Source organism: Streptomyces mesophilus, from assembly GCF_011044995.1.
Classification (GTDB): Bacteria; Actinomycetota; Actinomycetes; order Streptomycetales; family Streptomycetaceae; genus Streptomyces; species Streptomyces mesophilus.
In genome coordinates, this window is the sequence record NZ_JAAKZW010000287.1 from 1 (window position 1) to 9,298 (window position 9,298).

Below are 9,298 nucleotides of genomic sequence, written 5' to 3' on the forward strand. Positions count from 1 at the left end.
GTATAAAAGACAGGGTGCGGGAGGCGCTGGGGGTGACGTCGTCACCGTGACGTCCGTTCAGGCTCAGTGCGCGCTGCCCGACGGAGGTCTAGTGCGCGCTGCCCGACAGCTGGAGCCCGATCACGCCCACGATCACCAGCGAGATCGACACCAGCTTCAGCGTGGACACCACATCGCCGAGGAAGATCATCCCGTAGATGGCGGTGCCGGCCGCCCCGATGCCCGTCCACACCGCGTACGCCGGGCCGACGTCCAGGCGTCTGAGCGCGAGGGTCAGCAGCCCGAAGCTGCTCAGCGCGAAGACGGCGAACGAGATCGTCGGCCACAGGCGGGTGAAGCCGTGGGAGAGCTTGAGGCACACCGCGAACCCTGTTTCGAGCAGTCCGGCGACGATGACCAGCAGCCACGCCATGGTGTGTGCCTCCAGAACCTCGTGACCGCTCAGCCGGCCTCGTCGCCCACTGCTTTGACTTGGTGCGATTATGCACTTACCGGGACGCAGCGCGCGCAAACAAGGTTGAGGTGGAGCCTGTGTCCGAACCCCTAGTCGCCTTCGCGCCGCTCCCGGGTGGAGAGCAGGCGGCGCAGGGAGTAGAGGCGTGCCGGGTCCGCGTGGCCCTCCTCCACCCAGGCGTCCAGGGCGCAGTCGGGCTCGTCATGACTGCACGCACGCGGGCAGCCTTCGGTTCCCGGTTCCAGGTCGGGGAATGCGTGGATGACCCGTGACGGGTCGACGTGGTGCAGTCCGAAGGACCGTACGCCCGGGGTGTCGATCACCCATCCCTGCGCATCCGCCAGCGGGAGCGCGAGGGCCGAGGTGGTGGTGTGCCGGCCGCGTCCGGTGACCGCGTTGACGTGGCCGGTGACGCGTTTGCGGTCCTCCGGGACCAGGGCGTTCACCAGCGTGGTCTTGCCGACGCCGGAGTGGCCGACGAACGCGGTCGTACGGCCGGCGAGGAACTCCCGTACGTGGTCGGCCGCGTCGCCGTTCTCCAGCTCCTCGCGGCTCGTCACGACGTACGGGAAATCGAGCGCCCCGTACGCCTCGAGGAGCTTGTCCGGCGAGGCCAGGTCCGACTTGGTGAGCACGAGCAGCGGCTTGAGGCCCGCGTCGAACGCGGCGACGAGGCAGCGGTCGATCAGGCGCGGACGCGGCTCGGGGTCGGCGAGTGCGGTGACGATCGCGAGCTGGTCGGCGTTGGCGACGACGATGCGCTCGTACGGATCGTCGTCGTCGGCCGTGCGGCGCAGGACCGAGGAGCGCTCCTCGATGCGGACGATGCGCGCAAGGGTGTCCTTCTTGCCGGACATGTCCCCGACGAGTGCGACCCGGTCGCCGACCACCGCCGCCTTGCGGCCCAGTTCGCGGGCCTTCATGGCGAGGATCACGCGGTCGTCGACCAGGCAGGTGAGCCGGCCGCGGTCCACGGTGAGGACCATGCCCGAAGCCGCGTCCTCGTGCTTGGGGCGGATGTTCGTCCGCGGCCGGGTGCCCTTGCGGCCCGGGCGCTGACGGATGTCGTCCTCGTCGGTGTGCTTGCTGTAGCGACGCATGGCGCTGGTCCCCTACGCCCCGGCCGCCCCGGTCAGCATCCCGGTCCACATCGCGGGGAAGTCGGGCAGGGTCTTGGCGGTGGTCGCCACGTTCTCGATCTGCACTCCGTCCACGGCGAGGCCGAGCACCGCGCCGGCCGTGGCCATCCGGTGGTCGTCGTAGGTGTGGAAGATGCCGCCGTGCAGCCGGCGCGGGCGGATGTGGAGGCCGTCGGCGGTCTCGGTGACATCGCCGCCGAGCTCGTTGATCTCCTTGGTGAGCGCGGCCAGGCGGTCCGTCTCGTGCAGGCGCAGATGGGCGACGCCGCGCAGCGTGGAGGGGGAGTCGGCCAGGGCCGCGACGGCGGCGATGCCGGGGGTCAGCTCGCCGACCTCGCCCAGGTCGATGTCGATGCCGTGGATCTGTCCGGAGCCGGTGAACACCAGGCCCTGCTCGGTCAGTTCGCAGGAACCGCCCATCTCCGTGAAGATCTCGCGCAGCGCGTCACCGGGCTGCGTGGTGTGCGCGGGCCAGTCCGGGATGACCACGCGGCCGCCGGTGACCAGGGCGGCGGCGAGGAACGGCTGGGCGTTGGACAGGTCCGGCTCGATGACCAGGTCACGGCCGAGCAGGGCGCCCGGCGTGACCCGCCAGACGTTGGGCTCGCCGCCGGTCTCGGGCTCGTCGACCTGGACGCCGACGGCGCGCAGCATGTCGACGGTCATTCGGATATGCGGCATGGACGGCAGCCGCTCGCCGGTGTGCCGTACCTCGACGCCCTGGTTGAAGCGCGGGCCCGAGAGCAGCAGAGCGGAGACGAACTGCGACGAACTGGACGCGTCGATCTCGACGGTGCCGCCGTCGAGGGCGCCGCCGCCGTGCACGGTCAGGGGCAGCGCGCCGCGGCCCTGGTCGTCGATGCGGGCGCCGAGGGCGCGCAGGGCGTCGATCACGCCGTGCAGCGGGCGCTCGTAGGAACGCGGGTCGCCGTCGAAGCGGATATCGCCGTCGGCGAGGGTCGCGACGGGCGGCAGGAAGCGCATGACCGTGCCGGCGTTGCCGACATCAACCGTGGCCGGACCGGCCAGACCCGACGGGATCACCCGCCAGACCTCACCCGAGCCGTCCGGGCCGACGCCCTCCTCGATGCCCACACCGAGGGCGCGCAGCGCGCCGGCCATCAACAGGGTGTCGCGGCTGCGCAGCGGACGGCGGATCCAGCCGGGCTCGGCGGCCAGCGCGGCCAGCACGAGAGCGCGGTTGGTGACCGACTTGGAACCGGGCACGTGGACCGTGGTGTCGGTGGCGCCGCTTGCGTGGGGGGCGGGCCAGAGGGTGGTGTGCGCGGGGTTCTCGGTCATGCGGTCCACTTTAGTGGGGGTGACTTCAGAACAGCGTGCCCTCCTCCGGGCCCTCCAGCTCCGTCAGGAGCTCCGGGCCGTTGTTGCGTACGTTGCTCACCGCCGTCGACACCGGATACGCCCGCATCAGGCCCTCCGGCGGCGGGGTGAGGAGCGACTGCAGGTCGTCCGCCGATGTGCGGGAGGGGTCGAGCCAGGAGTCCCAGCGGTCCGGGGTGAGCATCAGGGGCATCCGCGGGTGGATGTCGGAGAGCGTCTGCGGGCCGTCCGCGGGCGCGACGCCCAGCGGGCCGGTCTCCGCCTCCGTCGTGATGACCGAGCAGGTCACCCACCAGGCGAGCGGATGGTCGTCGGCGAGGGTGCGGTCGCGCCAGAACTCGTACAGGCCGGCCATGGCGAAGACCGAGCCGTCGGCCGGCGTCACGAAGTACGGCTGCTTGCGCGGCCGCTTCTTCTTGCCCTCGACCTCCAGGTCGCGCTCCTCGGCCGCGGTGACCCACTCGTAGTAGCCGTCGGCCGGGATGATGCAGCGGCGCGAGGTGAAGGCCTTGCGGAAGGACGGCTTCTCGTGGACGGTCTCGGCCCGCGCGTTGATCATGCGCGCACCGCCCTCGGGTGATTTCGCCCACGACGGGACGAGTCCCCACTTCAGCTTGCGCAGCTGGCGAACCGGGCTCGGCGATTCCGCGTCCTTCACAGGACGGTCCAGAACGGCGTAGACCTCTTTGGTCGGCGCCACGTTGTAGTCCGGTGCCAGGGACTCCTCGGGGTCCCACTTCTCGACCTCGAAGATGGTCGCGAGGTCCTCGGGCTTACGACTGGATGCATACCGTCCGCACATACGTGCCACACTGCCAGATCTCGCCAGCCCACAGGAGCCCGGTCCGTATATGCCGTATATGCAGAGCCTCGCGGCCTCTACGCAGAGCCTCGCCGCCTCGTCCCTGGCCGATCTCTGGGACCGCGTCTTCGGCGCGCAGCCCGACCCCGAGCAGTGGCTCGTGGTGGTCACGGGTGTGGTGGCACTCGCGGTGATCCTGCCGCACCAGCTGTGGGTGCTCTCGCGCAACGCGATCACCATCGCGCACGAGGGCGGACACGGCCTTGTCGCCCTGCTCAGCGGGCGCCAGCTGCAGGGGATCCGGCTGCACAGCGATACGAGTGGTCTGACGGTCAGTCGCGGCAAGCCGCACGGCATCGGCATGATCCTCACCGCCGCGGCCGGCTACACCGCGCCCCCGCTCCTGGGTCTCGGCGGCGCCTGGCTGCTCGCCGCCAACCACATCACGGCCCTGCTCTGGCTGGCCACGGCCCTGCTTGTCGCGATGCTGGTGATGATCCGCAACGCGTACGGGGCGGTCACGGTGATCGTCACCGGCGCTGCCTTCGTCCTCATCTCATGGCTCGCGAACCCCGAGGTCCAGGCGGCCTTCGCGTACGTGGTCGTCTGGTTCCTGCTGCTCGGCGGGGTACGCCCGGCCTTCGAGCTCCAGGCCAAGCGACGCCGTGGTGGCGCACCGGACTCGGACGCGGACCAACTGGCCCGCCTCACCCATGTACCGGCGGCCCTGTGGTTCTTCTTCTTCCACGCCGTCTCGCTGGCTTCGCTGCTCGGCGGAGGGCGCTGGCTGCTGGGTCTGTGACCTCGCGCGTACGAAGATGACCCGGTGACGAACAAGAAGACCGGGACGGTCGAAAGCGTCGAGACCGAGGCCGGCCGGGCCCGCATCACCTGGCACCCCGCCGAGAACGCCGACTTCGTGCTCGCCGTCAGCCACGGCGCGGGCGGCGGGATCGACGCGCGGGATCTGGTGGCGCTCGCCGCCGAGCTGCCGCGGCACGGCGTGACCGTCGCGCTCGTCGAGCAGCCCTGGCGCGTGGCCGGCAAGAAGGTGGCGCCCGCGCCCAAGACGCTCGACCTCGGGTGGCGGGGCATCTGGCCCGCCGTACGGAGCAAGAAGCTCCCCGTCATCGCCGGCGGCCGCAGCGCCGGTGCGCGCGTGGCCTGCCGTACGGCGACCGAACTCGGTGCCGCCGCCGTGCTCGCCCTCAGCTTCCCGTTGCACCCTCCCGGCAAGCCCGAGAAGTCCCGCGCCGACGAACTGCTCGGATCCGGCGTCCCCACCCTCGTCGTACAGGGCGGCAACGACCCCTTCGGCAAACCCGCCGAATACCCGGAGGGACCGTACGAGCTCGTCGAGATCCCGTACGGCGATCACAGCTTCAACGTCCCCAAGCGCGCCGAGCTCGGACAGGACGAAGCAGTGGCGCTCATCACGCAGGCGGTGACCGGGTGGATCAAGGGGCTGCGGGAATGTTGAGTGCTTGACGACGGTTGTGGGAGGCGTCGGTACAAGACGGAATGAAGGGTGTTCGCCGTAATGGGTTCAGTCGCCTGCACGAGCCGCGTCAGCCCCTCCGACATGGAGCGTGAGCTGCTGGCGGCGGCCAAGACCGCCCCTATCCGGGCGGCGGGCGGACCGGTTGGTCGTCTATCCTCCGATTCGGGCAGGGCCGGTTTCGGCTCTGCGACGACGCTTGAGGAGGTGGGTCCGGTCACTGGGACCGACAACGGCCACACGGAGGAACCCGCCGAGGCGCAGGCAGCGGAGTCGACGACCGAGCGCAACGCCCGCTTCGAGCGGGACGCGCTGGAGTTCCTCGACCAGATGTACTCCGCCGCGCTGCGGATGACCCGTAACCCCGCGGACGCGGAGGACCTGGTGCAGGAGACGTATGCCAAGGCGTACGCGTCCTTCCACCAGTTCCGTGAGGGCACCAACCTCAAGGCGTGGCTGTACCGCATCCTCACGAACACCTTCATCAACTCGTACCGCAAGAAGCAGCGCGAACCCCTGCGCAGCGCCTCCGAGGAGATCGAGGACTGGCAGCTCGCGCGCGCCGAGTCGCACATGTCCACCGGTCTGCGCTCCGCCGAGTCGCAGGCCCTGGACCACCTGCCGGACTCGGACGTGAAGGAAGCGCTCCAGGCGATTCCCGAGGAGTTCCGCATCGCGGTCTATCTCGCGGACGTAGAGGGCTTTGCGTACAAGGAGATCGCGGACATCATGGGTACACCCATCGGCACGGTGATGTCCCGCCTGCACCGTGGCCGACGCCAGCTGCGGGGCATGCTCGAGGACTACGCCGTCGAGCGTGGCCTGGTACCGGCAGGTGCGTCGGAGTCGACGAACGGAACGAAAGGCTCGGGCTCATGAGCTGCGGAGAGCCGCACGAGACGGATTGCTCTGAAGTCCTGGACCATCTCTATGAGTTCCTGGACCACGAGATGCCCGACAGCGACTGCACCAAGTTCGAGGTGCACTTCGAGGAGTGCTCCCCGTGCCTGGAGAAGTACGGGCTCGAGCAGGCCGTGAAGAAGCTGGTCAAGCGGTGCTGCGGGAGCGATGACGTGCCCGCCGACCTGCGGGCCAAGGTGATGGGGCGACTCGATCTGATCCGTTCCGGACAGGCCGTGCCCGACCAGGATCTGCCGGTCTCGGCGGACCGTCCCGCCGAGGGCTGACGGCAAGAGCGTTCCAATACCACACAGTTGACCGGCCGCGGCTGCCCTCCGGGGAAGCCGCGGCCGTCTGTCACCCGTTGGCGCTAATCCGCGCCCCTGTGACCGGCCGAATCCTCGATTCCCGCCACCTCGCCCACGTCTGCCGCTTTATTCTCCGGATTCGGTACGGGTGTGAACGGCCGTGACCCGTACGGGACTTGCAACGGCGCAGCAGTGTCGAGGTGTCACGGGGAGGAGTACGCCATGCGGCCGATCCCTGTCCCGGCGCGCCTCCTGATCGCCGTGGTCGCGCTCGCCGGTGCGGTCTGTGTGCTTCCCGTCGTCACCACCCCCGGGATCCGCTGGGGTGCCGTGGCGCTGCTCGCCGCGCTGTACGCGATGTGCGAGTGGATGACCCGCTGTCCGTTCCTGGGGGAGCGGGCGCCGCGCTCGATGGGCGCGTTCTTCCCCGTCCTGCTCGCCGCGATCTTCCTGCTCCCCGCCCCGGCCGCCGCGCTCGCCGCCGTGCCCGGCGCCCTGCTCGGCCGGGTCGAGCAGCGGCCCGCGGCGCCCCGCCGGATCTGGCGCGGCGGCCAGCTCGCGCTCGCCTGCTGGGCGGCCGGACAGTCCCACCACGCGCTCGGCGGACGCGCCTCGCTCGGCGCGGGCGGCGCCCCCGACTTTCCGTACGCGCTGCTGCCCGCCGCCGCGGCCGCCGGGGCGTTCTGCCTGGTCATGGCGGTGCTCGACGGGGTCATCCTGGCGGCGGTCGGCGGTACGGGGCGACGGCTCGCCACGCTCGTACGCGGCGCGGGCGCCGGCTTCGCGGGAGCGCTCGCGCCCACGCTGGTGCACGGGCTCGCGGGCCTGATGATGGCGGTGCTCTGGGTCAGTCCGTACGGACCGTTCGCGGCGCTCCTCGTGCTGCTGCCCATGTACATCTCGTACTGGGTCTTCGAGCAGTACCACCGCGAGCGCAGCGCCCACCAGGCCACCATCCGCGCGCTGGTGCAGGCCGTGGACATCAAGGACGAGTACACCCGCGGGCACAGCGAGCGGGTCGGCAAGGCGTCTGTGCTCATCGCCCGCGAGCTCGGGATGCCGGACGACCGCGTGGAGGTGCTGCGGTTCGCCGGCATCCTGCACGACGTGGGCAAACTCGGCGTCCCCACAAGGCTGTTGCGCAAGGACGGACCGCTCACGCCCGAGGAGCGGCGGATCATCGAGCTGCACCCCGAGTACGGGCACGAGATGGTGCGCGGCATCGGCTTCCTCGGCGAGGCGCGCACCGCGATCCTGCATCACCACGAACGGCTCGACGGCAGCGGTTATCCGTATGGGCTCGTGGGCCGCCAGATCCCCGAGTTCGCACGGCTCGTGGCGGTCGCCGACGCCTTCGACGCCATGACCTCGACCCGCTCGTACAGCCGGGCGCGGCCTGTGGAGCAGGCCCTTGCCGAGCTGAAACGGTGCGCCGGCAAGCAGTTCGACCCGCAGATGGTACGGGCGTTGGCCCGCGCCCTCGACCGGCACGGCTGGCATCCGACGGTCACCTCGGACGAGACCGTCCCCGTACGCCTTCCGCTCCAGGAGCGGCCGGTGCCCCGCGAGACCGCCACGGGCACGGCCCCGTGACGCGCGCGTACGGCTCGCCTGTGACGCGCGCGTACGGCTCGCCCGTGATCGTGGCGGCGGCGGGCGCGGCGGGGGCGCTCGCGGTGTACGCCCTCGGACATACGCTCTGGTACGGCGTGACGGAGCGCGGGATCGCGCTCGCCTTCGGCATCCTCATCGCGGTCGGCGAGCTGGCCCGGTGGGGCGGGCGCAAGGTGTCGGGCGCGGTCGCCCGTGAACCCGCGCCGCTCGGGGCCGCCGGGGCCCTCGCGTACGCCCTGCTCGGCGAGAGCGGCGGCGAGCCCACGCACCACGGTGTGCTGCAGATCATCGCGGTGGTCTCGGCGGCGACGCTGGCCGGCGCCGTCCCGCACGTGGCGATCGGCGGCGGACCCTCGCTCGACCATCTCGTACGGCGCGTCCTGACGGTCGGCTTCGCCGCGGTGTGCTTCCAACCCCTGTACAACTCGGGTGAGTTGGAGGACCTCGTCGGCCAGGGGCCGCTGTACGCGGTCTGGATGGTGGTCGTCCTCGCCCTCACCGCCCTGTGCGACGCGGTCCTGTCCGCCGTGCTGATCCGGGCCCGTACCCACTGGCCGTACGGCCCGCTCCTTCGCGACGAGCTGCGCGCGCTGGTCGGGATCGGCTCGGCGGTCGGCGCCACGGGGGCGGTGATGGCGCTCGCGGTGGCGGTCGCGGGCCTGTGGGCGCTCCCCGTCTTCAGCGCACCGCTCCTGCTCACCCAGCTGGCCTTCCGCCGGTACGCGGCCGTCCGCACCACCTACCGCCAGACGATCACCTCCCTGGCCCGCGCGACGGAGATCGCCGGCTACACCCCGGCGGGCCATGCGCGCCGGGTCGCGGTCCTGAGCTGCGCGGTCGGCCGTGACCTGGGCCTTTCGGAGGCGGACCTGACCGTCCTCGAGTACGCGGCCCTGATGCACGACATCGGCCAGCTCTCCCTGGTGGACCCGATCCCGGCGGGCGCGACGGCGCTGCTGCCCACCGCGGAGCAGAGACGCATCGCGCTGCTCGGCGGGGCGGTGGTCCGCCAGACGGGCGTCCCCTCGGACGTCGCGGTGGTCGTGGAACGCCAGGCGGACCCCTACCGCGACCAGCCCCTCACGGCCCGTATCGTCCGCACGGCCAACGCCTACGACGAACTCTCCCGCCTGTCGGGCCCCAGCGGCGTCCTGACCGCTTTAGAGCGCCTACGCCTGGGCACGGGCCACGACTACCACCCCGCGGTGGTGGAGTCCCTGTCGCGGGTGGTGGGGCAGGGGG

The 9,298-nt window shown here is 71.2% G+C and carries 10 protein-coding genes; 6 read left to right on the forward strand and 4 right to left on the reverse strand.

Features of this window, described 5'->3' with window-relative positions; translation table 11 throughout:
• Window positions 1–88 precede the first annotated feature (88 nt).
• The 4 genes from G6045_RS36570 to G6045_RS36585 form a co-directional block, all read right to left on the reverse strand.
• On the reverse strand, window positions 89–412 hold the full coding sequence (locus G6045_RS36570) for a DMT family transporter (RefSeq protein WP_165336537.1): 324 nt from the start codon (window positions 410–412) through the stop codon (window positions 89–91).
• 131 nt (window positions 413–543) lie between these two features.
• On the reverse strand, window positions 544–1,554 hold the full coding sequence (gene rsgA / locus G6045_RS36575; RefSeq protein WP_165336538.1) for a ribosome small subunit-dependent GTPase A: 1,011 nt from the start codon (window positions 1,552–1,554) through the stop codon (window positions 544–546).
• Between the two features lie 12 nt (window positions 1,555–1,566).
• Window positions 1,567–2,895, reverse strand: coding sequence for a 3-phosphoshikimate 1-carboxyvinyltransferase (aroA, locus tag G6045_RS36580; RefSeq protein WP_165336539.1), 1,329 nt, complete (start codon window positions 2,893–2,895; stop codon window positions 1,567–1,569).
• Between the two features lie 25 nt (window positions 2,896–2,920).
• On the reverse strand, window positions 2,921–3,736 hold the full coding sequence (locus tag G6045_RS36585; RefSeq protein ID WP_165336540.1) for an SOS response-associated peptidase: 816 nt from the start codon (window positions 3,734–3,736) through the stop codon (window positions 2,921–2,923).
• Window positions 3,737–3,794: 58 nt separating this feature from the next.
• Between G6045_RS36585 and G6045_RS36590 the strand changes: the two genes are divergently transcribed.
• The 6 genes from G6045_RS36590 to G6045_RS36615 form a co-directional block, all read left to right on the forward strand.
• Complete coding sequence (locus G6045_RS36590; protein WP_165336545.1) at window positions 3,795–4,538, forward strand: M50 family metallopeptidase; 744 nt, start codon at window positions 3,795–3,797, stop codon at window positions 4,536–4,538.
• 24 nt (window positions 4,539–4,562) lie between these two features.
• Window positions 4,563–5,216, forward strand: coding sequence for an alpha/beta hydrolase family protein (locus G6045_RS36595; RefSeq protein WP_165336541.1), 654 nt, complete (start codon window positions 4,563–4,565; stop codon window positions 5,214–5,216).
• A 225-nt stretch (window positions 5,217–5,441) separates the two neighbouring features.
• Window positions 5,442–6,113, forward strand: a complete 672-nt coding sequence (locus tag G6045_RS36600) for a sigma-70 family RNA polymerase sigma factor (protein WP_199552840.1) — start codon at window positions 5,442–5,444, stop codon at window positions 6,111–6,113.
• Window positions 6,110–6,421: a mycothiol system anti-sigma-R factor gene (gene rsrA, locus G6045_RS36605; RefSeq protein WP_165336543.1), complete on the forward strand. Its 312-nt coding sequence runs from the start codon at window positions 6,110–6,112 to the stop codon at window positions 6,419–6,421. Before G6045_RS36600 ends, rsrA begins: the two co-directional genes overlap by 4 nt.
• A gap of 243 nt (window positions 6,422–6,664) precedes the next feature.
• Window positions 6,665–8,035: an HD-GYP domain-containing protein gene (locus tag G6045_RS36610; RefSeq protein WP_165336544.1), complete on the forward strand. Its 1,371-nt coding sequence runs from the start codon at window positions 6,665–6,667 to the stop codon at window positions 8,033–8,035.
• A gap of 20 nt (window positions 8,036–8,055) precedes the next feature.
• Window positions 8,056–9,298: HD-GYP domain-containing protein (locus G6045_RS36615; protein ID WP_328708034.1), on the forward strand; the 1,243-nt coding region annotated here is incomplete at its 3' end.

What these genes read in the sequence shown, in the direction of transcription:
- aroA (WP_165336539.1), bottom strand. Translation starts at nt 2,895, where the DNA reads ATGACCGAGAACCCCGCGCACACCACCCTCTGGCCCGCCCCCCACGCA.
- rsrA (WP_165336543.1), top strand. Translation starts at nt 6,110, where the DNA reads ATGAGCTGCGGAGAGCCGCACGAGACGGATTGCTCTGAAGTCCTGGAC.
- G6045_RS36570 (WP_165336537.1), bottom strand. Translation starts at nt 412, where the DNA reads ATGGCGTGGCTGCTGGTCATCGTCGCCGGACTGCTCGAAACAGGGTTC.
- G6045_RS36590 (WP_165336545.1), top strand. Translation starts at nt 3,795, where the DNA reads ATGCAGAGCCTCGCGGCCTCTACGCAGAGCCTCGCCGCCTCGTCCCTG.
- G6045_RS36585 (WP_165336540.1), bottom strand. Translation starts at nt 3,736, where the DNA reads ATGTGCGGACGGTATGCATCCAGTCGTAAGCCCGAGGACCTCGCGACC.
- rsgA (WP_165336538.1), bottom strand. Translation starts at nt 1,554, where the DNA reads ATGCGTCGCTACAGCAAGCACACCGACGAGGACGACATCCGTCAGCGC.
- G6045_RS36610 (WP_165336544.1), top strand. Translation starts at nt 6,665, where the DNA reads ATGCGGCCGATCCCTGTCCCGGCGCGCCTCCTGATCGCCGTGGTCGCG.